The following is a 24,154-nucleotide window of genomic DNA, read 5'->3' on the forward strand; positions in this document are numbered from 1 at the left end:
GTCGGGCATCAACCCTTTAACGCGCCGGCAGTGAGACCGGAAACGATTCGGCGCTGGAAGATCAGCACCAGAATCACCAGCGGGACGGTGACCAGCACCGAGGCGGCCATCAACAGCCCCCAAGGCAGCTCATGGGGGCTCCCGCCGGAAATCAAGGCAATGGCTACCGGCACCGTGCGTTGGGTGTCGGTGAGGGTGAAGGTCAGGGCAAACAGGAACTCGTTCCACGCCGCGATGAAGGCCAATAAGCCAGTGGTGACCAGGGCAGGCCAGAGCAGCGGCAACAGCACGCGGGTCAGCGTGACCCATGGGGACGCGCCATCCATGATTGCCGCTTCTTCCAGTTCATGAGGCAATTGCCCCATGAACGTGGTCAGCACCCAGACGGTGAAGGGCAGGGTGAAAATCGTGTAGCTCAGGATCAACGCCCAGGAGGTGTTGTACAAGCCCAGGGCGCGGATCACCTCGAACAGCCCCGACAGCACCGCGACCTGCGGAAACATCGACACGCCAAGGACCATCATCAAGACCGTGCCGCGCCCACGAAACTTCACCCGGCCCAAGGCATAGGCGGCGGTCAGACTGAGGAACAGCGCCAGTGTCACCACGCTAAGCGCGACCACCAGTGAATTACCGATAGCCCGCAGGAATGAGGCTTGGTTGAGCACCGCCGCGTAATTGGAGAAGTCGGGATTTTTGATCCAGTAGCTCACCTCGAACAAGGCGCTGGACGGCTTCAGCGACGTGACGATGGCGTAGTAGAAAGGGAAAACCGCATACAGCAGCAACACCCCGATCAGGCACCAGAACCCGAGGCGCAACAGTGCTTTTTTCAGTAGGCGCAGGTTCATGACCGGACCTCCAGTTGACGGCGTCCGAGGTAGAGATAAAGCATGGCGATCACCGCAACGACCAGAAACAGCAGGGTCGAGGCCGCGCTGCCGTAACCGACGTCCTGGAACTCCACCAGGTGTTGGCGGGCATACACCGACATGCTCATGGTGCTCGACGAGTTCGAGGTCAGCACATAGATCACGTCGAATACCCGCAGCGAGTCGAGGATGCGGAAGATCGCCGCCACCAGCAGTGCAGGCATCAATAGGGGAAGGGTGACACGCCAGAAGACTTTCAGCGGATGAATGCCATCGACCCTCGCGGCTTCGTAGCAATCGCTCGGCAACATCTGCAGGGCCGCCAGCATCAGCAGCGTGACAAACGGCACGGTCTTCCAGACGTCGACGAGGATCACTGCCCACATCGACAGGTCCGCATCGGCCGTCCAGGCCAGGGGTGCGTCAATCAGGCCGAGGCTCAGCATCATGTGATTGATGATGCCGAACTGGTCGTTGAGCATCCATGACCAGATCTTTGCCGAGACAATGGTCGGAATCGCCCAGGGAATCAGAATCATCGCCCGCACCAGAGAACGGCCGGTGAACTTGATGTTGAGCAGCAACGCCACCAACAGTCCCAGTACAACTTCCAGTCCCACCGACACCACGGTGAAATGCAAGGTGTTGCGCACCGAGTTCCACCACTGAGGATCGACCAGGATGCCCGACCAGCTGGAGCCGTTGTGGAACAGATAATTGCTCAAACCTATGAAGGTTCCGCCACCGGTGTCCGACAGACTGGCGTCGGTCAGGCTGAACCAGAATGTGCGCAGTAGCGGCCAGGCTGCCACCAGGGCCAGACACAACAGCATCGGTGTCAGAAACAGCCAGGCGGCGCGTACCCGGCGTCGTTGTACGGGCGTTTCCCTGATGAGCAGGGGCTCGTCATAGGGGGCAGTAGTAGAGACAGACATGGTGATTTCCTTCCTTGTGGCTTACCAGTTCCGGCGTTTGATGCGTGTGAGTTCGCTTTCCAGCTCGGCCAGCGCCTGATCGACAGGCAACTCGCCCGCCAGCACGCCATGCACTCGATCGAAGAACGCATTGGAGACCCGTGGATAGCGATCGGCAGTGATTGAGGCGGGGCGCATGACCCCATCGTTGAGAATGCTGTGCAGTTGAGCGTAATAAGGCATGGCCGCGAGCAATTCGGGGTCTTGATACAGCGACTCGATCACCGGGTTATAGGCGCCTATCAGGGCACGGCGTTTTTGCTCCTGGGCACTGGTCAGGTAGCTCACCAGCTCGGCGGCAAGTTTTGGATGGGCGCTGTAACGCGATACCGCCAGACCCCAGCCACCGAGGGTGGAGGCATGGCTGCCGGTCTCGCCGCCACGGGGCAGGGGAGCGACCCCGACCTTGTCTTTTACCGCACTGTCCTGGCTTTGTACCAAGGCCCAGACATACGGCCAGTTACGCATGAACAGCGCATTTCCCGACTGGAATACGCCACGGCCTTCTTCCTCGGTGTAATTGAGCACGCCACGCGGGGAGATGTCTCCTACCCAGCTTTTCGCCAGGGTCAGCGCCGTTCGCGAGGCCTGGCTGTTGACCACGATGTCGCCTTGTGGATTGACCAACCCGCCTTGCGGTTGGCTGCTGATCCACTCCAGCGCATTACACGTCAGGCCCTCGTAGGCGCGCCCCTGAAAGATGTAGCCCCAGGCGTTGGGGTTCCCGGCAGCGCGCTCGGCCGTTTGAATATTCCTGGCGGTAGCGGTCATTTCCTCCCATGTCTGGGGAACCTGTTGGTTGTACTTCTCGAGCAAATCCTTGCGGTAATACAGCAGGCCCGAGTCGGTGAACCACGGCATCGTCACCAACCGCCCGTTCACCGTGGCGTTATCCACTTGTGCCTGGAAGTAGCCCTGGGTCGCGTTGGCGGGAAGCACCTCGCGCAGATCCATCAGGTGTTTGGCCAGCATTCCCGGCCACACCATATCGATTTGAATGATGTCGATGTCGCTGGACTGCGCACTGAGGATCTGTTGGTAGAACGACAACCTCTCGGTCGCCGAGTTAGGCGTGGAAACCACCTCAACGTTATTGCCTGTCTGTTTCGACCACGCCTCGACAGCCTCCTTGCAGAGTTGTAATTCCGCACCCACCGCACCGCAGGAGATCGTCAGATCGGCTGCGCTCGAGAGAGATGGAAGCCCGGCACAGAGGGTAAGCAGTGCTGCTGGAAGGAGAGATTTCAGCTGTTTCATAAAGCCCTCTTTATTTTTGTTTTAAGAGAAGTTAACGTTAACATCGTCAAATGTAGCAGCGAAATTGCCATGAGGCATCCCTTTTTTTTGTTGATTTGCACAATTCACAACTCACGGAAAAAAGCTCGCTCGCAGGACAAAACAATAAAAACAAAACAGGAAATCCCCATGCAGAAAGCATCAAGCTGGCTACTCGCAGGTGTACTCGGCACCTCGGCGGTGAACTCTCAGGCCGCGACTCTGGAAGAGCGCATGGCTGCATTTGAAGCCCGTGCCAGTGCCGCGGAAAAGCGTGCGGCCGCCGCCGAACAGCAAACCCAGGCGCTCGCCAGGGAATTGCAGCAGATCAAACTCACCACTCCCGCCTTGCAGCCCGCCGCGTCCACTGCGGCAGCCAATGTGGCGCCCACTTTGGATACCCGGCTGGCAAAACTCGAAGCCCGTCAGCAAAGCATGGAGAAAGAGGGCAGTACAGGACACCTCACCGACGGGTTCAGCTTCAAGGGTTACGCTCGCTCCGGATTGCTGATCAACGATGGGCTGGGTGGTGGGCGTGGCGGCCCTTACACAACCCCGGCCGGTTCAGTCGGTGGCGCCGTCGGGCGACTCGGTAACGAAGACGACACCTACATGCGCATCGACTTGTCGAAAGAAGCCTATGCGCAGAACGGCACCCATTCCAAATTTACGGTTTCCATCGCCGACGGCGTGGAAAGTTCCAATGACTGGACGGCCGACGAAAGCAATTTGAACGTGCGTCAGGTATTTACCGAACTCGATCATCTGGCCGCTTTCAAGGGCAACTCAGCGTTCGAAAACTCCACCCTGTGGGCAGGCAAGCGATTCGATAGAGATAACTTCGATATCCACTGGCTGGACTCGGACATCGTCTTCCTGGCGGGTACGGGAGGTGGTATCTACGATGTGCAAATGAACAAGAACTGGCGCTCGAACTACTCCCTGATCGGGCGTAACTACGGGGACTTCAGTGAGGGCGGTGTCAATGCCGATGTGGAAAGCTACATCCTGACCTCCAACCAGTTCTTCGATAATGGTCAGTGGCAGTGGATGTTCAATGGCATCGGTTCGAAGAAAAACGACTTTGGCACTCGCACCAATGAAGCGGGCCTGACGCCTGCGGATTCCGGCTTGCACAGCATGCTGGCCAATCACCAGAAAAACTTTTTCGGCAGGGAAGGCTTCTTCAAAACGGCACTGCTCTACGGGCAAGGTCTGGGGGCAGAGGTCAAGAACATCGGCTCGGATGGCGAGCTGATCGACGACGCCCGCGCGCTGCGTCTGGCCCTTTACGGCGAGACGCCCATTGCACCGGGCTGGCGCATCGGCCCAAGCTTGCTGGCCGAACAAAGCAAGGACAGATACGTCAAGGGTGACGATTACCGCTGGATGACCCTGAACGTGCGGTTGGCCAATGAAATCAACAGCAATTTCGAGATGGCCTACGAAATGAGCTGGCAAACCATGAACCTCGACCCAAAAGGCTACCTGCAACGTAATGCGGTCGACGGTAACTTCTGGAAGTTCACCATCGCCCCGACATTCAAACCCGACGTTGGAGACCTGCTCACACGTCCCGAATTGCGAGTGTTCGCGAGCCTCATGAACTGGTCTTCGGACCTGGACCGATACAGCACCTCTGATAACTTCGGCAAGTCGGACTTCAACGCCGGTGGTGTATGGCAGTACGGCATACAGATGGAAACCTGGTTTTGATCTCCGCGTTATCGGCGACAGGCTGCGTGCCGTAACCCAGGCCGCCTGATGGCTGTTCCGCCGAGGCTCAAAAGGTCTGCCCCATGGAGAATTGGAACACTTGGGTGTCGGCGTCTTCGGGCTTTTTGACCGGAAACGCCAGGTTGAAACTCAAGGGCCCCATGGGGCTGTACCACGTGACGCCGACCCCGACGGAACTGGCTAACTGGCCGAGGTCGACACCGTCGCAACCCTGGGTGGTACTCAGGTAGCACTTGTTGGAGTAGACGCTGCCGACATCCCAGAACACCGAGGTGCGCAGGGATTTGTTGTCTTTGATGAAGGGCATCGGGAACAGGTACTCCACCCCGCCGGTGATAAGGATGTTGCCGCCCAATGCATCGGTGTCCCGATCGGAGTAATACGCCTGGCCGGCACTGGCATACGTGCCGGTGGCCGGGGTGTTGCGCGGGCCGAGGGTGCCGCTTTCAAAGCCACGCACCGAACCCTCGCCACCGGCGGTGTAGTTTTCATAGAAGGGCAGGCCATCGGTTGAGCCGTAGCTGTTGCCATAGCCGAGCTTGGTGTGGAAACGCAGCGAAGTGGCGTCGCTGACTGGCAGGTACGTCTGCCCGGTGTAATCGATCTTGTAGAAACTCAGGTCACTGCCAGGCACCGTCACCATCAGGTTGAGGTTCTGCGAATGCCCGCGAGTGGCCAGCACGCCCTTGTTCAGGGTCGATTCCGACCAGCCGAGGTTGGCCTTGAAGTTGTTGAACTCCTTGCCCTCGCGGTCGATGAAATCGTAGATCTCGTCGGCGCTGTAGGTGCCTGGCTCGATGCTGTCATGTTGCACGGTCAGGCCGAAACTCAGCCGTGAGGTTTCATTGATCGGGTAGCCGAGTGTGGTGCCGGCGCCATAACTGTTGATGGAATAGTACGAAACCCCGTCATCGTAGTAGTCGCTGTAGTCGGTGGCGTTGTAGAACAGGTTGTAGCCCAGGCTCACCCCGTCCGGCGTGAAGTAGGGGTTGGTAAAACCGAAGTTGTACTTGCTTTGGTATTCCGAGCGGGTCAGGCCCAGGCTGGCGTAGTTGCCGGTGCCCAGAAAGTTGTTCTGAGTGATCGAACCCCCGAGGATCAGGCCGGCGCTCTGGGAGAAACCGACGCTGGCGGTAATCGAACCGGAGGCCTGCTCTTCGACGCTGTAGTTCACGTCAACCTGGTCGTCGACACCCGCCACGGCCGGCGTCTCGACGTTGACTTCCTTGAAGAAGCCCAGACGTTCCAGGCGCGCCTTGGATTGATCGATCAGGTAGGTCGACGCCCAGCCGCCTTCCATCTGACGCATTTCACGGCGCAGCACTTTATCGTCGGTCTTGGTGTTGCCACGGAAGTTGATGCGGTTGATGTAGGCACGCTTGCCCGGGTCGACCACGAAGGTGATATCGACCGTGTGGTCGTCATTGTTCGGGGTCGGCACCGCGTTGACATTGGTAAACGTGTAACCCTCGTTACCCAGGCGACGGGTGATCAAGTCCGAACTGGTGGTCATCAGTTTGCGCGAGAACACCTGGCCTTTCTGAACCAGCAGCAGGGATCTGACCTGGTCTTCAGGCACTTTCAGGTCGCCGCCGAGCTTGACGTCACGAACGGTGTACTTTGCGCCTTCGTTGATGTTGACGGTGATGTAGACGTGTTTCTTGTCCGGGGTGATCGACACCTGGGTCGAGGTGATATCCATGTTGATATAGCCGCGATCCAGGTAATAGGAGCGCAGGCGCTCCAGGTCGCCGGAGAGTTTCTCGCGAGCGTACTTGTCATCGTTCTTGAAGAACGACAGCCAGTTGCTGGTCTTGAGGGTGAATTGATCGATGACGTCTTCATCAGGAAAGACAGTATTACCCACCACGTTGATGTGCTGAATCGCCGCGACAGAGCCTTCGTCGATCTTGATTTTCAGGCCCACACGGTTGCGCGGTTGCGGGATTACCTCGGCATCGACCGACGCCGAGTAGCGGCCCTGAGCGACATATTGGCGCAGCAGTTCGTTACGCACCCCTTCGAGGGTGGCGCGCTGGAAGATCTCGCCTTCGGCCAGGCCGGATTGTTTGAGGCCCTTCATCAGGTCTTCGGTGGAGATCGCCTTGTTGCCTTCGATCTCGATACTGGCGACCGACGGACGCTCGACCACCGTGATAATCAGGACATCTCCGTCGTGCCCCAGTTGGATATCCTGAAAGAAACCGGTCTTGAACAATGCACGGGTGGATTCCACCAAGCGGCGATCGTCCGCTTCATCGCCGACGTTCAACGGCAAGGCACCGAACACGCTGCCGGCGGAAACCCGCTGCAGGCCGTTAATGCGAATATCGGAAATTTTGAAGCCTTGGGCGTGCGCAAGAGTGGCATTGAGCAGCAGTGCAGCCGAGCAGAGCAGGCGCGAAAAATTCATCAAGATCTTATCCAGAACACATCGACAAGCAGCGTAGGCGGGCGCGGATATCTCACAGCAAGACGAGTTACCGCGAAGCGAGCAGGCTGGTGGAGGTGAAGCATAAAAGCTCGGTGCGTTTGGTGCGGTTAACCAAGTGTCAAGTTAGGTAAAGGTTGACCGGGGGCGATGACGCTGTGCGGTGCAAGGGCGATAATGCGCGGGCCCCCACTCAAGAGCCCGCCAATGATCTGCGTATTGCTAGTCGACGATGACCAGGAACTGACTGGAATGCTCAGCCAATACCTGGAGCGTGAAGGCTTCGAGGCGACGACCGTGCACACGGGCGAGGAGGGCGAGATTCAAGCGCTGTCCGGGCGCTACAGCATTGTGGTGCTCGACGTGATGCTGCCGCGGCTGTCGGGTATCGAAGTGCTCAGGCGCATTCGTGCCGTCAGCCAGGTACCGGTGGTGTTGCTCACGGCCCGTGGCGACAACATCGACAAGATCACCGGCCTGGAACTGGGCGCCGATGACTATGTGCCCAAGCCCAGCTCGCCAGGGGAACTGGTGGCGCGTTTGCGGGCAATCATGCGCCGGGTGCAGCCGGCGGATCAGCCCACCACCGAAGTGATCAGGACCGGCCCGCTGGTCTTGTGGCCCGGCAAGCGCCAGGCCCTGTGGCAGGGGCGTGAGCTGGGAGTGACCAGTACCGAGTTCAGCTTGCTTGAAGAACTGGCCCGCTGTGCCGGGCAGGTGGTGAGCAAGCAGGATCTGTCGCTCAATGCCTTGGGCTGTCCCTTGACCCGCTACGACCGGCGCATCGACGTGCACATCAGCAGCATTCGCCAGAAGCTGGGCCCACGCCCCGACGCCAAGGCCTGGATTCAGAGCGTGCGTGGCCTCGGCTACCTGTTGATCGCCGAATGATGAAACCCAGCCGGTTGTTCTGGAAACTGTTCCTGGCGTTTTGGCTCGCCACCAGCCTGACGTTTCTGGTCGGGTTGGGCATTCTGGTGCTGGGCAATCACGGGCCTGGCGATCCTCACCTGGAGGCCATCCTGACCAGCGAGGAACAGTTGCTGCGACAGTTTGGCGTCGAGTCGGGAAGGCAATTTCTGGCAGTGTGGCGGCACCCCGGTGACGAAACCATTGGTGTCTATGACAGTGCCGGTCAACGGGTGGCTGGGTCGCCGGTTCCGCAGCCGGCCTTTGAACGATCGGTCATCAGCAAGGACGGTCTGACCCTGTCGCTCAGATCCTCACAGTCCCTTGGCAAAGAAGGTGACCGAGGGCCGGGGCGTTCGATTCCGCTGATCATTGGCACGGTGATGAGTGCGCTGTTCAGCGGGTATATGGCGTATTACCTGGCGTGGCCGTTGGCCTATCTCAGGCGGGCGATGAGTGACGTGGCCCAAGGGCGCTTCGAAACCCGGGTCAAGCCGATGATGGGCGGGCGCCGCGATGAAATCGTCGATCTGGCCGAGGACTGCGACCGGATGGCCAACCAGTTGAAACTGCTGGTGGAGGCCCAGCAAGACTTGTTGCACGACATCTCTCACGAACTGCGCTCACCGCTGACGCGCATGCAAGCGGCCATCGGGCTGTTGCAGCAGGATCCGGCCCGACAGGAAATGGTCGAGCGCATCCAGCGCGAATCGGTGCGCATGGATACGCTGATCGAGGCGTTATTGACCCTGGCACGCATGCAGGGCCGGCCCGAGAGTATCGAGCGCGAGCCACTTGATATCATCGAGTGGCTGGCGATGATCGTCGAGGACGCTCAGTTCGAGGCGGGAATGAAAGGTTGCCGGGTCAGTCTGCAGGCGTGCCCGGCCTTTGTCAGCCGGGTCAGCGGCGAGTTGCTGTATCGGTGTTTCGAAAACGTCATTCGCAACGCGGTACGCCATACCAGGCCGATGACAGCGGTTGTTGTGTCGGCTGAGGTCAATCTCGAAGCAGACTGCCTGACAGTACGGATCACCGATCAGGGGCCGGGTGTTGAAAGCGAGCGGCTGCAGAGCATCTTCCACCCCTTCGAGCGCGGCCTGAACGAGGCCAGTGCCGGTTTCGGCCTGGGCCTGGCGATTGCCTCAAGGGCCGTGGAAATGCACGGCGGCACGATCGTGGCGCGCAACGAGCCGTCCGCTGGGCTGACCGTGGAAATCAGCTTGCCCCGTCAGGCGTGATCTTTACACGATATTACATTGGCTTGACGGCTCTGTACGCCTCGCCTCAGTAGACTTCCCGCTCAAACTTACTCAGCGTTTGCTGATGTTTTAGCGTGGAGGTGGTCATGTTTCTGGTTCATAAAAAGGGCTTCGTTTCCGGCAAGAAAATGGTCGACGGGCTGGTGCCCTACGACTTCTTTTGCGAAGACAATCCGGCCATCAACCTGTTTGTGTTTACGGGCTCCACCGCGAAAGGCAAAACGGTCGAGGAACAGACACTCTGGGGCTTTACCCGTCTGGAGCGTTTTGAGGCGCTGACGGGCACCCTTGTGTCGAACAAAAAGAATGAAGGCTGGTTTCAAACGGTCAATGTGCTCACCGGGCCTGCCCAGAACGGCACCCTGAGCGTGAAGTTTCAGCGGGTGCTGAAAATCATCAAGCATGCCGATGTATCGGGTCGTGTCGCCAGCAAGGCGCAGTACGAGATCCACACGGATGAAGGCGACACCTACTTCACCCGCCAGCCGGCAGCGGCAGACAGCGCGCAAACCATCATCTATGCGGCGGATCAATAACCCGTTAGCTAATAGTTGGGAGGGTATTTACTGGAAATACGTCGCATCATACAATGAGAATCATTACTACTAACTCATCGAGTGCGACGTCTTGAGCCAACCCCACCCCTTTGCCCGCCGCAAAGTCTTCATGAAACACGCGTTGCCAACACTCTCCTGCGTCATGTTTGTCAGTCCTTTGTGGGCACAGGAAGCCATTGAACTGCCGAGCACTGATATTCAGGCAAGCCGCGTCAGCCAAGACACGAGCTACACCACCTCCCAAGCCAGCACGGCGAGCAAAAGCAATGTGCCGATCAAGGAAGAGGCGCAATCGATCAATGTGGTCACTCAACAGACCCTGGTCGACTATCAGGTGCGCTCGCTGGGCGACGCCATGAAGTTCGTCAGCGGCGTCAGCCAGGGCAATACCCTGGGCAATTCTCGGGACTCGCTGGTCAAGCGCGGTTTCGGCACCAACGATGACGGCTCGATCCTGCGCGATGGCGTGCGTTCCAATATGGGGCACAACTTCAGTGCTACCACGGATCGTATCGAAGTGCTCAAAGGGCCTGCTTCGATGCTGTACGGAGCGCTGGAGCCCGGCGGATTGATCAACGTGATCAGCAAGAAGCCTGAATACACCCAGAGCACAACCCTGAGCGGCTCGGCCTATAGCGAAGGCGGCGGCACCCTGGCGGTGGACACCACCGGGCCGCTGGGGGATACGGGCCTGGCCTATCGCCTGATTGCCGAACGCGGCCATGAGGATTACTGGCGCAACTACGGCGTGAATGAGAGCACCCTGGTCGCGCCATCGCTGACCTGGACGGGCGAGCGCGCCAGCCTGACCCTGAGCTATGAGTACAACGAATACTCCAAACCCTTCGACCGCGGCACCGTGTTCACCAACGGTCATCCGGCGGACATCGACTACGACAAGCGCCTCGACGAGAAATGGGCGAAAAGCGTCGGTATCCGTGAAGTGGCCACCGCGCGTTTCGAGTATCAGCTGAGTGACGACTGGAAAACCCGCGTCACCTACGGCTGGAACAACGACCGCTACAGCCTCTCGATTGCCCAGCCGAGTTCGTTGACCGGCAACAATCTGCGACGCGCTGCCAACGGCGCTCACTACGACGATGAAACCCGCTACGCCAGCTGGGATTTCATCGGCCAGCAGGAACTGTTCGGCCAGCGCCATGACCTGCTGGTCGGCGCGGACACCGAAGCGTCCGACCAGTTCCGCGGCAAAACCTACCGCAATACCGCACAATCGGGCTTCAACATCACGTCGCCGGTTTATGGTCGTCTGGCCGAGCCGAGCCTCGTCAGTGCCACCCAGAGCGACTTGAGCAACCAGCTGACTTCCAGCTCCGTGTACTTCAAGGATAACTGGCACCTCGATGACCGTTGGATCCTGGTCCTCGGTGGTCGCCAGCAGCATTACGATCAGTACAGCGATCAGGGCCGCGGCCGCAGCTACACCGTCAACCGCGACGATAACGGCGACGCCTTCGTGCCGTTTATGGGCCTGGTCTACAAAGCCACCGATACCTTGTCGCTGTACGGCAACTACAGCCGTTCGTTCAAGCCCAATACCCAAGTCGACGATGCCGGCCACACCTTTGATCCGGAGGAGGGCCGCAGCTACGAGGTCGGCGCGAAATACGACCCGCTGCCGGGGCTGAACATCAACCTTGCGCTGTTCGATATCGAGAAGAAAAACGTCGTGACCACTCAGACGGTCAGCGGCGTCAGCCTCTCGGAAGCCGCAGGCAAGGTCGGTTCACAGGGCCTGGAACTGGACATCACCGGGCGTGTGGCCGAGCGCTGGGACCTGATCGGCACCTACGCTTACACCCACACGGAAATCCTCGACGATCCGGATGACGAAGGTCACCGCCTCGCCGATGCGCCGAAGCACACCGCAAGCCTGTACCTCACGCATCACCTGAACGTCCCTACGGAGTTCGGAGCCTGGCATACCGGCGCCGGTGCGCGCTACGTCGGCGAGCGGGCCGCGAACAACGCCAACGATTTCTGGCTAAGCAGCTACACCGTGGCCGATGCGTTCGTGCGTTGGGAGTCGCCGATGTTCGGGTACAAGACCTCGCTGCAGTTCAACGTCGACAACCTGTTCGACAAACAGTACTACCCGTCCTCCACCGGCAGCCAACTGGCGGTCAATGTCGGCGAGCCGCGCACGGCACGCCTCAGCGCCAGTGTGACATTCTGATCGCACTGCCTTGACGTGCTGTCCCGTTCTGCCGGTGTAGCTGGTGGAACGGGGCGGTGGTCCTTCTCAATTTCGACGACGTTTCAGGTGTCGGCGAGCTGAAACCGATAACCCACCCCATACAACGATTCGATCGGATGCTCCCCCGGGCAGGCCTGTTCGAGCTTGCGCCGCAGATTACGGATGTGGCTGTCGACCGTGCGATCGGTGACCACCCGGTGATCGGAGTAGATCCGGTCGAGCAACTGATCCCTGGAAAACACCCGTCCCGGAGAGCGGGCGAGGGTGTTGAGCAGGCGCAGTTCCAGCGGTGTCAGGTCCAGCGCGATGCCGTCGAGGGAAGCCAGGTACTGCTCTTCGTCAATCTGTAGACGCGGTGGTGCAGTCGTTAAAAGCTGCGGGCTGCGCCGCAGGATGGCTTTGACCCGGGCCACCACTTCGCGGGGGCTGAAGGGTTTGCAGATGTAGTCGTCGGCGCCCAGGTCCAGCCCGAGCAGGCGGTCCACTTCCTCGACGCGGGCGGTGATCATGATGATCGGCACGGCACTGAAACTGCGCAGTTCCTTGCACACTTGCAGACCATCGCGGCCAGGCAGCATCAGATCGAGCAGGATCAGTCGCGGCTCGCGGGCACGTACCGTCGGCACCACCTCCAGCCCGTTGTCCAGGCACTGGGTCGTATAGCCGGCGGCGATCAAATAGTCGCGCATCAACGCGGCCAGTTTGGGCTCGTCTTCGACGATCAGGATCGGGCTGTCGTTGACCATGATTCAGGCGTTCCGTGGCAGGCGCAGGGTCAGCCAAAGGCCACCCAAAGGCGAGTGATCGGCGCTGAGGCTGCCGCCGTGGGCCAGGGCGATGCTGTGACAGATGGCCAGCCCCAGACCGGCGCCACCACTGGCGCGGTTGCGTGAGGTTTCGCCGCGGTAGAAACGCTCGAACAGTCGTGGCAACTGATCTGCTTCCACCCCGGGGCCGGAATCAAGGAAATCGATGCGTACGACGTCGCCATCGCTGGCCGCGCGAATGCGCAGCACACCGCCCTCATCGGTATAACGCACGGCGTTTTCCAGCAAATTGCCGAACAGTTGTTGCAAGCGCTTGGGGTCGGCCTCCAGCCTTGGCGGTGGTGTCGGCAGCTCTAGCTCCAGTCGCAGATGCCGGGCATTGCAGCGTTCCTGGAACATTGCCACGCAACTGCCCAGCAGCTCGTTGAGATCGCATTCGCTCTTGCGGTAGGTCAGCGCGCCCACATCGGCCAGGGACAGTTCGTACAGGTCATCCACCAGTTTGCTGAGCATGCCGACTTCGCCTTGCAGCGATTTCATCGAGGATTGATCGAGGGTGCGCACACCGTCCTCGATGGCCTCCAGTTCACCACGCAACACCGACAGTGGGGTCCGCAGCTCATGGGAAACATCGGCCATGAACTCCCGGCGCATTTTTTCGTTGCGCTCCAGCGTATACGCCAGCTGATTGAAGTCACGGGCCAGCTGACCGACCTCGTCATTGGAGGACACTGCCACCCGGTTGCTGTATTCGCCTGCGGCCAGTCGGTGCGTGGCCGCGGCCACTCGCTTGACCGGGTCAAGCAAGGTGCGGGCGATCCACCAGGCGATCAGCATCGCCAGCAGCAACGAGAACACGCCCACGGCCAGACTGGTGCGCAACAGGTACAGGCGAAAGCGTTCGCCGCCCGCTTCGGTCACGTTCTGGAACGGCGTCACCGCCAGCCAGCCGACGGTTTTTCCGGCGACCTCGATCGGGCGCATCAGGGCGTCGTCGGCAATCGCCGAGTAACCCATGACCAGCTGCTTTTGCTGGTCGAGCAGGGCGATGCGAAATACCGCGCCGGTCAGGTCGGACGTGGGCAGGATAGGCGGCTGTGAGCCGGTAGGGTTTTCGCCTGGTTCTGGACGCATGAGCTCGAACCAGCGATCCGGCTGGTTGCGCAGGAATTCCCAGCTGCCTTCGCGCTCGTAGGCGTTGGCCAGGCGCGGCAGCACCGGCGTCATGCGCACCAGGGCCTGTTCGTTGAGGTAGTCGAGAAAACCTTTGCCAAAGCTCCAGCCGTTGGCCACCCCCATGCTCAAAATGACAAACAGCACGCTGGCCAGTACGGCAATAAACAGCTTGGTGGAAATGCTCAGTTTCATGGGCTCGGGCAGGTCGGTAAATGGCCCGCCCATTTAGGCCCTGACGCGACGAAGATTCAAGCTCGCGGGGGCAATCTTCAATTTTCCTGCACATTTGCCTCGCAGTATGTCGCCTGACTTGCTCCATCCCGTCTTGCAGAGGCATTTATGTCGACCAAAATTTTCGCCAAATCCCTGGTGACCGCCGCGGTTCTATTTTCCGTGATCGTGCTGTTCGTGTTGAGCGGTTGTTCCCCGGGCCAATCCGCGCCAGTGATCGAACCGCCCAAAGTGTCAGTGATCACGGTGCAGCCCAAAAGCCAGGCGCTGACCACGGAGCTGGCCGGGCGCACGCAGGCGTTCATGGTCGCCGAGATTCGCCCGCAGGTCGGCGGTATCGTCCAGCAGCGGCTGTTTGTCGAAGGTGCCGAGGTCAAGGCCGGGCAGGCGCTGTATCAGCTGGACGCGTCCTCTTACAAGGCCGCGTTGGCTGAAGCGCAGGCGACTCTGGCCAAGGCTCGCGCCACGTTGAAGTCGGCTCAGGCCACCGCCAAACGCGATGCACAGTTGGCGAAGATCGATGCCATCAGTCAACAGGACAACGAGGATGCCCAGGCCAGTCTGCTGACCGCCGAGGCTGAGCTGCAAGTGGCGCAGGCCGGCGTGGATACAGCACGCATCAACCTGGCCTATACCCGCATCAGCTCGCCGGTCAGCGGACGCATCGAAACCTCGACGGTCACCCCCGGTGCGCTGGTGGTGGCCAATCAGGACAGCGCACTGACCACGGTGCAGCAGTTGGACCCGATCTACGTTGACGTCACTCAATCGACCACCGAATTGCTGCGCCTCAAGCGCGACCTGGCCAGCGGCGTGCTGCAAAGCAACGGCGAGGGCGAAGCGCGGATCAGTCTCAAGCTCGACGACGGCAGCACCTACGCCCATGAAGGTCGCTTGAAATTCAGCGGGGTCAGCGTCAATGAGGGCACCGGCACCGTGACCCTGCGGGCGGAAATCGCCAACCCGGACCGGCTGTTGCTGCCGGGCATGTATGTGCGGGCGGTGCTGGAACAGGCGCGGGACGATCAGGCCATCCTGATTCCGCAGCAGGCAGTGACTCGCAGCGCCAGTGGCGTGACGTCGGTGTTGCTGGTGGTCAACGGCAAGGTCGAGCAACGCGTGCTGACCATCGACCGCGCCGTGGGCAACCAGTGGTGGGTCACCTCCGGCCTGACGGCGGGTGATCAGGTGATTGTCGAGGGCGGGCAGAAAGTCCGGGTCGGTGCCCCGGTGCTGGCGCAGAACCCCGGCACTCGCAGCCGCACGCTGCACTCGGCGCCTACCGCCATTGCGCAGGAGGGTTGAGCATGGCGCGGTTCTTTATCGATCGACCGATTTTTGCCTGGGTCATCGCCATCGTCATCATGCTTGCCGGGGCCTTGTCGATCAGCCAGTTGCCGCTGGAGCAGTACCCGGACATCGCGCCGCCGACGGTACGGATCTCCGCCACCTACACCGGCGCCTCGGCCAAGACCGTGGAAGACTCGGTGACCCAGGTCATCGAACAGCAGATGAAAGGGCTGGATAACCTGACCTACATGTCGGCCTCCAGCAGTTCGGCGGGCAGCGCCAGCATCAGCCTGACCTTTGCCGCCGGCACTGACCCGGATGTGGCGCAGATGCAGGTGCAGAACAAGCTGCAACAGGCCGAGTCGCGACTGCCGCAATCGGTGCAGAGCGAAGGGCTGACCGTGACCAAGGGCGGTTCGGACTTCCTGATGATCGCCGCCCTGGCCTCCGACAACGAGAGCGTCACCGGTACCCAGATCGGCGACTACATTTCCAGCACCTTGCTGGACCAGATCAGTCGCATCGATGGCGTCGGCGACGTGCAAACCCTCGGTTCGGGATATGCCATGCGCATCTGGCTGGACCCGGCCCTGTTGGAAAAGTACGCGCTGATGCCGTCTGATATCAGTAGCGCCCTGGAAGCACAGAACACCGAAGTGTCCGCCGGCCAGCTCGGTGCCTTGCCAGCGGTGGCCGGGCAGCAACTGAACGCCACTATCAGTGCCCGCAGCAAGCTGCAAACCGCCGAAGAATTTCGCAACGTCGTGGTCAAGTCCACCAGCAAGGGTGCCGTGGTGCTGCTGGGGGATGTCGCGCGGGTCGAACTGGGCAGTGAAAGCTACGACGTGAGTTCTGCCCTCAACGGCAAACCCGCCGCCGCCATGGGCGTGCAGCTCGCCGCCGGGGCCAATGCCCTGAGCGTGGGTGAAGCCGTGAAGGCCAAGCTCAAGGAGCTGGAGCCTTTCTACCCAACGGAAATGCAGCTCAAGAACGTGATCGCTTACGACACCACACCCTTTGTCAGCCTGTCCATCGAAGAAGTGGTCAAGTCCCTGGGGGAGGCCATCGTGCTGGTGGTGCTGATCATGTTCCTGTTCCTGCAGAATCTGCGGGCCACGCTGATCCCGGCGATCACCGTGCCGGTGGTGCTGTTGGGCACCTTCGGCGTGCTGGCGCTGTTCGGCTATTCGATCAATACCCTGACCATGTTCGCCATGGTGCTGGCCATCGGCCTGTTGGTGGACGATGCCATTGTGGTGGTGGAAAACGTCGAGCGGGTGATGGGCGAGCAGGGGCTGTCGGCCTTGGCGGCGACGCGTCAGTCCATGGCGGAAATCACTAGCGCGCTGATTGGCATCGCGCTGGTCCTCAGCGCCGTGTTTATTCCCATGGCGTTTTTCGGCGGTTCCACCGGGATTATCTATCGGCAGTTTTCGGTGACCATTGTTTCGGCGATGTTGCTGTCGGTGCTGGTGGCGATGACGCTGACGCCAGCCTTGTGTGCAACCTTGCTCAAGCCGTCCGATGCCCTGGGCCATGGCGCGCAAAACGGCTTCTTCGGCTGGTTCAATCGCAGTTTCGAACGCAGCGCCAAGCGCTATCAACAATGGGTGGGCGGCATTCTGCAGCGCGGGCGTCGGAGCCTGCTGGTGTACGGGGTGATTCTGCTGGCAATGGGCGCAGGTTATGCCAGCCTGCCAACCTCGTTCTTGCCGGATGAAGACCAAGGCATCCTCATGGCGCAGATCCAGTTGCCGGTGGGCGCCACCGATAGCCGCACTCAGGCGGTGATGAAGCAGTTCGAGGGCTACATGCTCGAACAGCCGGAAGTCGAGGCGCTGATCAGCATCAGTGGCCTGGGCATGGGCGGCAACAGCCAGAACACCGGCCGGGCTTTCATCAAGCTCAAGGACTGGAGCGAGCGATCGGGGAAAGGCCAGGATGCGGCCTCGATAGCCCAGCGGGCGACCCAGGCGCTGGCGAGCATTGGCGATGCCAACGTGTTTGTCATGCAGCCGCCGGCCGTGCGCGGCCTGGGGCAAAGTTCGGGTTTTGATCTGCAACTCAAAGACCTCGGTGGTCTGGGGCATGACGCCCTGGTCGCCGCGCGGGAGCAGTTTATCGAGTTGGCGAAAGAAGACCCGCGACTGCTGGGGGTACGCAGTATTGGTCTGGACGATACACCGCAGCTCAGAGTCAGCATCGATGATCGCAAGGCCGGCGCCTTGAGCCTGAGCACCAGCGACATCAACGCCACCTTGTCCACGGCGTTGGGCGGCACTTACGTCAATGACTTCCTCAATCAGGGCCGGGTGAAGAAGGTCTACGTGCAGGGCGAGGCCTCGGCGCGCATGCAGGCGGCCGACCTGGAGCATTGGTTCGTGCGCAACAGCAACGATGAGATGGTGCCGTTTTCCTCGTTCGCCAGCAGTTCGTGGAGCTATGGCTCGCCGTTGCTGGAACGCTACAACGGCAACGCCTCGCTGGAGGTGGTTGGCGATCCGGCGCCGGGGGTGAGTTCCGGGGTCGCCATGGACGCGGTGGAAGCGATCATCAAGCAACTGCCGGAAGGCATCGGCTACGAGTGGACCGGGCAGTCTTATCAACTGCGCCTGTCCGGCTCCCAGGCACCGCTGCTGTACGGGATCTCGGTGCTGTTTGTGTTCCTCTGCCTGGCGGCGTTGTACGAGAGCTGGTCGGTGCCGTTCTCGGTGATGCTGGTGGTGCCGCTGGGGGTGGTCGGCGCGGTGCTCGCGACCCGTTTCAGTGGTTTGAGCAATGACGTGTACTTCCAGGTCGGCCTGTTGACCACCGTGGGGCTGGCGGCGAAGAACGCGATTCTGATCGTCGAGTTCGCCAAGCACCTGCAAGAGCAGGGCAACAGCCTGCGGGACGCGACCCTGACCGCCGTGCGCCAACGCCTGCGACCGATTCTGATGACGTCTTTAGCCTTCATGTTCGGCGTGTTGCCACTGGCGTTGAGTTCCGGCGCCGGTTCCGCCGGGCGCCAGGCCATCGGCACCGGTGTGCTGGGGGGCATGTTCAGCGCCACCGTGCTGGGGATCTTCTTTGTGCCGTTGTTCTTCGTGCAGATCCGTCGCCGTTTCGGTCGCGTATCCACCGCATCGACCGCCCACCCAACCGTCCAGAAAGGTGATGCATGATCAAGTTTCATTGGCCATTGTTGGCCGCTCTGGCGTTGCTCAGCGGCTGTATCAACCTGGCGCCGCAGTATCAGCGCCCCGAGGCGCCGGTTTCCGGGCAATGGATGCCGGCGACCCGCATGCCTACAGGCGATGCGGCGGCGGATATCCACTGGCAGCAGTTCTTTACCGACAGTCGCCTGGCGCGCTTGCAGACCCTGGCCCTGACCAACAACCGTGACTTGCGTCTGGCCAGCCTGAACATCGAAAAGGCCCAGGCTCAATACCGCATTCAGCGGGCGGCGGCGTTTCCCGCCATCGATGCCGGCGTCAGTGGCACACACAGTCGCACACCAGGCTCGGTGTCCAGCAGCGGCGCGGCGAGTACCAGTCATGAGTACAGTGCGCAACTGGGTTTGAGCAGCTACGAGCTGGATGTGTTCGGGCGGGTGCAGAACCTTCAGGACGAAGCGCTGGAAGACTACCTGGCGCTGACCGAAACCCGGCGCAGCACCCAGATCAGTCTGGTGGCGGAAGTGGCCACGGCCTGGCTGACCCTGGCGGCGGACAACGAGCGCCTGCAACTGGCCGAAGAAACCCTGCGCAGTCAGCAGGCAACCTACGAACTGACTCAGCGCAGTCACGCCTTGGGTGGTTCTTCCGGTCTGGCCCTGGCCCAGGCGCAAACCACCGTGGAATCGGCCCGGGGCGATGCGGCGGTCTACGCCAGTCAGATTCTCCAGGACCGCAATGCCTTGCGCTTGCTGGTCGGCAGCGATATACCCGATGAGCTGCTGCCCGGCGCCAGTCTGCAATCGGCCGCGCTGCTGGTTCAGGTGCCGGATGAGTTGCCGTCCAGTCAGTTGCAACGGCGCCCGGATGTCCTGGCCGCCGAACACACGCTGAAGTCGGCCAACATCGATATCGGTACGGCCCGTGCGGCGTTCTTTCCGAGCATCAGCCTGACCGCCAATGCCGGTTCCGCGAGTTCGGCCTTGTCCGGTCTGTTCAAGGCCGGCAGCGGCGCCTGGACCTTTGCCCCGAGCGTCAGCCTGCCGATCTTCGATGCCGGCAGCAATCGTGCAACGCTGGATGCGGCCAGGGTCGAGCGTGAAATCCAGGTGCAGACCTACCAGCAAACCCTGCAGACAGCCTTCAAGGAAGTGGCCGACGCCTTGGCGGTACGCAGCACCCTGGACCAACGTCTTGAAGCTCAGCAAGCCTTGACCGACGCCAGCCGTAAAAGCTTTGAACTGGCCGACGCGCTCTATCGCGGCGGCTCGCAAAGTTACCTCGAAGCCCTGGACGCCCAGCGTTCGTTGTACAGCGCGCAACAGGACTTGATCACCCTGCGACTGGCCGAGCAGAGCAACCGGGTAAGTTTGTACAAGGTGTTGGGGGGTGGCTGGAATTAAAGGTTGATGCCAGCCACGGTTGCCCTACAAACCGCTTCCAGGCCCAGAGATACCCAACCCTCTGAGCCTGGCAGCAGCGCTACTGCGTTTCCAACAACAGATGCACCTCTATGGTGGGGTTGCCCATTAGCTTCTGCGGGAACCGATCACCGATGAAGTCCTTGTTCACGGGTTCGACCCAGACGCTCAGCTGGCCGCCCTGTACAGCGGTTATCGGCAGTTTGAAATCGAAGTGGGCCAGGGCGTTGGCCACGCAGTTGGCGCATGTCTGAACCTCCACGGGCTGAAACAGTGCTTTGGAGGCGATGGTCTTTCCATCCTTCTGCAAGTGCACCGAGAAGCTGCCGGGGATCTTCAAGCGGTTCACGCCGCTGACCCGTACGTTGACCTGGTCGGCTTCGACCGAGAACCCCCTGGACGCAGCGAGCGTGCGCTGGGTCTTGGGCAGGAAGTCTACCGGCGAGGCCGCCGCTGGGGGGGCGTAGTCGACGTCGAGCTGATTCACCGAGTCAATGATCGAGAGCGTGTTCAGTTCCGGTGGGTTGCTGGTGAACGGGTTCAGGGACTGTAGCGCGGCATCGTTGAAGATCTGATAGCTGAGGGGATCGGATACGCCGTTGATGGTGGTGAGCAGGCCATGCAGGTCGGTGGCCCCCATCTTCTTCTGCCATTCCCAGAACAGCCTGTCCCAGTTGCAATGGAAGAACCAGAACACCGGGTCGAAGGCCGCCACTTCCTGATGCTGCATGGTCAGGCCGATTGAGTTGTGGCCACTGTCATGGGCGGCAATGATGGTGTCGTAGTCGGCATCGGACCAGTAACCGTGAAAGTCTTCCCAGTCAGTCTTGCTCATGGCCCGATTGATGTCGGCAGTCACGCCGTATTGCACAAGGTTCTGGGCAATCTGGTCATAGTCAAAACGTGTGGTGACGTAACCCTCGGGATACTTGGGGCCTACCGCTTGCGGCAGTATGTACTGGTCGAAGGGCGGGCTCTTGAGTACGTCGGGGAAGGGCGTGGTGATATCCCAGTAGGGCAGGGTCACGCTCTCGCAGCCGGGCACCGACCTCAGGGCGTTTTCGAAGCTGATCAGATAGGCACGGTGCCAAGGGTTGTAGCCCGGCACATGGTGCATGCAATACGTATTGGGGGCTGGCAACCAGTGGTATCCGGCCTGCACGAAATAGCTGTTCGGGTCGCTGGGATCCTTGTCCAGGAGGGCGGAAAACGCTTTCTTGAGCAGATCGAGTTCGTAGCTGGACAGCGTGGTGATGTCCTTGCGGACCCTGCCGACAGGTGCCGCGACGCTGAACAAGGACCTGGCGGCGAAATTCGTTTCGGTGGCGTTGGCGGGGGGCGTTCCCTTTGGGTAGCCATTGTTCATCCAGTTGAGAAAGGTGCCCACCCAATCGGCAGGCCAGGGATTACCGCGCGGCATGTTGCCCGCCGCGACCTGTTGATAGATGTTGCCGGCGTGGTCCATCACGACGTTGTAGCTGGCCAGATCAAGGCCTAGCCTGGCCATGTGTTCTCTGTCTACGGAGGTAAATAGATCGCGGATCTGCCCGTACCAGGTGGGGTTGGTGACAGGGGCTGTTGTGGAGGTAAGCGTCATGACCGACTCCTTGTCGTCAATTTTGGTGCAAAGGGATCGCCCATCAGTGCTGGTGGGTGTCCGACGGTTGATTCGAGGCGTGCTTCATACCTGCCATGCCAATGCCGCCGCCCTTGGCATTGAGGTCTGGAACGATCTGGATGTTGGTCATCATGCCGCCGTCTTCGTGGTCAAGGATGTGGCAATGGATGACGAACTCACCGATGTAGCGGTCGTAGTGCGTGCGCACCAGAACCTGGTAGTCGTTCTGCACAAAGAGGGTGTCCTTGAACTCATGCCACATGCCGCAGTACTGGTTTTGCAGCCCCAGCTCGTCGGCCGGCACCAGGCACTCGCCGTTGGGGCCGAAAATGCTCTTGGGTTTCTCGCCGGGTTTGGCGTAGAGCACGTCCATCACCTGGAACGGGTTGACGTGAATGTGAAAAATGTGGGGTTCTCCCTGTGAAGTCAGGACCCAGTCGTCTGTCGTGTTGACCTGGCGGGTGAAGTCGATGCGGTCCGGGTCATAAGACTTGTAGTTGATGAAAAATCCGAACGCACCGGTCCAGGGATCTCCCGGCTTTTGGGGGGCTGTGGCTGGCGGCGAGGGCGGGAAGGGTGGATGGCCGATGAAGAAGTCGACCTTCTGGATGTCGTCGTTGATCACCGCGTTCTTCAGATCATCCATCCCGCGCCAGGGCTTCAGGTCGCCGGTTCGCAGTCCTTCGAGGGCCGCGACAGGGAGCGATTTGTCCGCTTTGTTGGCGTCGTACAGCGCTTGCTGGATATAGCTTTGCGGATCGTCTGTCACGGCCTTGCCGCCAGACACGATGACCGTGGCCAGCAATTGAGTTTCGTTCGGGCCTTGGCCGCCCGGGCCGCCTTTGGGGCCGGCATTGGCGCGTTCAGCGGGTGTCGCCGCCTGGTTCAGCACACAGTAGGTGCCGTCGCGGGGGAACATGAGCAGCACATCACTGCGATAACCGGGTTGCAGGAAGTTGCTGCCGATGCCGCCGCTCACGCTCTTTTTGTTCACGCCGATGGGGCGGATCGCGGTGCGCGTGAGTCCGTCGGCGGCGATCTCGAACTGAGGCACGAGTTCGACCGGCTTGCTGGTGTCCGGCACGGTCGCCGGGCACAGGTCGGCGATCATGGCGGCCTGTTCCTTCGGCGTACCGCTGAGCACACCTTTCAGCGCGAGCAGGGCTTTTGGACTGGTTGTATTCATGGGCACGATCTGCAGGTTCACAGTGTCGTGGATACCCCCATGAATGAAGCGCCAGCGTTGTATTTCTCCCGCGGCGATGCCCTCAAGCGTCGGCTGGACCACGCCGTTGATGCTGGTGAACCGACCGCTCTCGTCCCAGACCGTGGCCGAGGAGAGCTGCGCATCGAAGTCTTCCACCACGCCTGTTTTCCCGCTGGGGCACGTCCAGGTGCCATCCTTCTGCATGATGTCTCCCTTGTCGTCGAAGCAGGCATAGGGGATTTGCTGGAACAGAAAGACCTGCTCGGTAATGGGGCGTCCCGAAGCGTCTTTGAGAATGGTGTCGATGTCTCCTGGCTTGCCACCGGTGTAGGGACGGTCGCCGCGGACGATCAGGGCCCCCGCGGCACCGCTGGCGACTTGCAGCGCAGTGGAGCCATGTCGATGGGCGTGGTACCAGAAGGTACCCGAAGGGTGATCGGTGGGGATGTTGACCTCGTACTCGAACCTGGTTTGCGGAGCAATGTTCAACAGCACGTTGTCACTGTTGCCCGAAGGCGAGACGTGCATCCCGTGGTAATGCAGATTGATCGTGTTGAAGCAGCCCGGCTTGCCATTCGCCGGGTCGCCTCCGCCCGGACAGCTTGGATCGTTTTTTTCCAGTTGGTTGTCCAGGTGCACACGCAGGGTGTTGCCCGGCCGCACATCGATGAGCGGCCCGGACAGGCAGCCGCCATAGGATCGCAGTTTGACCTTGTCTTTCGCGCCATCGGGATTGCCCGGGTTGTAGATCTGATTCTCGCGTTTCTGGACTTGCAGGTTCAGCTCGACGGTTTGACCGTCGCGGGTGATGTCGCCCGCGGGGTTGCAGCCTGTTTTCTCAAGCGCCAGCTCGTTCGCCTTCAGCGTGCCCGGAGGTCCTTTTTCAAGGAGTCTGGGCGGTGCCAGGAAAGGTTGTGGAGCAAGTTCGGCGAGTGCTGCCGAGGATGTCGTACAGACCATCAGCCCGGCCAAGACCATGCGAAGCAACGTCATGTTGTTCTCCCTGCGCCATTGCGCGAATGAATGCGACAGCCTGTTCGGCCGCGTGTCCTTT

At 60.6% G+C, this 24,154-nt stretch carries 16 protein-coding genes; 8 read left to right on the forward strand and 8 right to left on the reverse strand.

Going from position 1 to position 24,154, the window contains the following annotated elements; all coding sequences use genetic code 11:
* Positions 1-8: 8 nt before the first annotated feature.
* From AACY49_RS03705 to AACY49_RS03715, 3 genes are read right to left on the reverse strand one after another with little or no spacing between them, the layout of a single operon-like run.
* Positions 9-851, reverse strand: coding sequence for a carbohydrate ABC transporter permease (locus tag AACY49_RS03705; RefSeq protein ID WP_258700357.1), 843 nt, complete (start codon positions 849-851; stop codon positions 9-11).
* Entirely contained in the window at positions 848-1,807 is a 960-nt protein-coding gene (locus AACY49_RS03710) for a carbohydrate ABC transporter permease (protein WP_339521664.1), read from the reverse strand. Before AACY49_RS03710 ends, AACY49_RS03705 begins: the two co-directional genes overlap by 4 nt.
* Before the next feature lie 21 nt (positions 1,808-1,828).
* Positions 1,829-3,103, reverse strand: a complete 1,275-nt coding sequence (locus AACY49_RS03715) for an ABC transporter substrate-binding protein (protein ID WP_339521665.1) — start codon at positions 3,101-3,103, stop codon at positions 1,829-1,831.
* Between the two features lie 168 nt (positions 3,104-3,271).
* On the opposite strand from AACY49_RS03715, the gene AACY49_RS03720 reads away from it, so the two are divergent.
* Positions 3,272-4,837 carry a carbohydrate porin gene (locus AACY49_RS03720; protein WP_339521666.1) on the forward strand — a complete coding sequence of 522 codons (1,566 nt, stop codon included), beginning with the start codon at positions 3,272-3,274 and terminating at the stop codon, positions 4,835-4,837.
* 67 nt (positions 4,838-4,904) lie between these two features.
* Here the strand turns inward: AACY49_RS03720 and bamA are convergent, their stop codons facing one another.
* Positions 4,905-7,271 carry an outer membrane protein assembly factor BamA gene (bamA, locus tag AACY49_RS03725; RefSeq protein WP_339521667.1) on the reverse strand — a complete coding sequence of 789 codons (2,367 nt, stop codon included), beginning with the start codon at positions 7,269-7,271 and terminating at the stop codon, positions 4,905-4,907.
* Positions 7,272-7,496: 225 nt separating this feature from the next.
* Between bamA and AACY49_RS03730 the strand changes: the two genes are divergently transcribed.
* The 4 genes from AACY49_RS03730 to AACY49_RS03745 all read left to right on the forward strand — a co-directional run bounded on the left by AACY49_RS03730 (position 7,497) and on the right by AACY49_RS03745 (position 12,214).
* A complete protein-coding gene (locus AACY49_RS03730) occupies positions 7,497-8,180 on the forward strand; it encodes a response regulator transcription factor (protein WP_339521668.1) in 684 nt (227 codons plus the stop codon).
* A complete protein-coding gene (locus tag AACY49_RS03735; protein WP_339521669.1) occupies positions 8,177-9,439 on the forward strand; it encodes a HAMP domain-containing sensor histidine kinase in 1,263 nt (420 codons plus the stop codon). The genes AACY49_RS03730 and AACY49_RS03735 overlap by 4 nt, the downstream gene beginning before the upstream one ends.
* A gap of 107 nt (positions 9,440-9,546) precedes the next feature.
* Entirely contained in the window at positions 9,547-9,996 is a 450-nt protein-coding gene (locus AACY49_RS03740) for a hypothetical protein (RefSeq protein ID WP_339521670.1), read from the forward strand.
* A 130-nt stretch (positions 9,997-10,126) separates the two neighbouring features.
* Positions 10,127-12,214 (forward strand): TonB-dependent siderophore receptor, encoded by a 2,088-nt coding sequence (locus tag AACY49_RS03745; RefSeq protein WP_445262624.1) that lies wholly within the window; start codon positions 10,127-10,129, stop codon positions 12,212-12,214.
* Positions 12,215-12,297: 83 nt separating this feature from the next.
* On the opposite strand, the gene AACY49_RS03750 is transcribed toward AACY49_RS03745, so the two are convergent.
* Both AACY49_RS03750 and baeS read right to left on the reverse strand, forming a co-directional pair.
* Positions 12,298-12,981, reverse strand: a complete 684-nt coding sequence (locus tag AACY49_RS03750; RefSeq protein ID WP_339521672.1) for a response regulator — start codon at positions 12,979-12,981, stop codon at positions 12,298-12,300.
* Between the two features lie 3 nt (positions 12,982-12,984).
* The gene (gene baeS, locus AACY49_RS03755) at positions 12,985-14,403 is read right to left on the reverse strand and encodes a sensor histidine kinase efflux regulator BaeS (protein ID WP_339521673.1); all 1,419 of its coding nucleotides are present in this window, start codon (positions 14,401-14,403) and stop codon (positions 12,985-12,987) included.
* Between the two features lie 114 nt (positions 14,404-14,517).
* Between baeS and AACY49_RS03760 the strand changes: the two genes are divergently transcribed.
* Genes AACY49_RS03760 through AACY49_RS03770 form a run of 3 tightly spaced genes read left to right on the forward strand, consistent with a single transcriptional unit; the run spans position 14,518 to position 20,257 of the window.
* Entirely contained in the window at positions 14,518-15,714 is a 1,197-nt protein-coding gene (locus tag AACY49_RS03760) for an efflux RND transporter periplasmic adaptor subunit (protein WP_339521674.1), read from the forward strand.
* 2 nt (positions 15,715-15,716) lie between these two features.
* Positions 15,717-18,863, forward strand: coding sequence for an efflux RND transporter permease subunit (locus AACY49_RS03765; protein WP_339521675.1), 3,147 nt, complete (start codon positions 15,717-15,719; stop codon positions 18,861-18,863).
* Positions 18,860-20,257, forward strand: coding sequence for an efflux transporter outer membrane subunit (locus AACY49_RS03770; RefSeq protein ID WP_258700370.1), 1,398 nt, complete (start codon positions 18,860-18,862; stop codon positions 20,255-20,257). The genes AACY49_RS03765 and AACY49_RS03770 overlap by 4 nt, the downstream gene beginning before the upstream one ends.
* Positions 20,258-20,336: 79 nt before the next feature.
* Here AACY49_RS03770 and AACY49_RS03775 read toward each other — a convergent pair whose 3' ends face one another.
* Together AACY49_RS03775 and AACY49_RS03780 are read right to left on the reverse strand one after the other, a co-directional pair.
* A complete protein-coding gene (locus AACY49_RS03775; RefSeq protein ID WP_339521676.1) occupies positions 20,337-21,872 on the reverse strand; it encodes a tyrosinase family protein in 1,536 nt (511 codons plus the stop codon).
* Between the two features lie 43 nt (positions 21,873-21,915).
* On the reverse strand, positions 21,916-24,093 hold the full coding sequence (locus AACY49_RS03780; RefSeq protein WP_320394333.1) for a multicopper oxidase family protein: 2,178 nt from the start codon (positions 24,091-24,093) through the stop codon (positions 21,916-21,918).
* Between the last annotated feature and the right edge of the window lie 61 nt (positions 24,094-24,154).

Source organism: Pseudomonas sp. EL_65y_Pfl2_R96 (genome assembly GCF_963970905.1).
In the GTDB taxonomy this organism is placed as follows: Bacteria; Pseudomonadota; Gammaproteobacteria; order Pseudomonadales; family Pseudomonadaceae; genus Aquipseudomonas.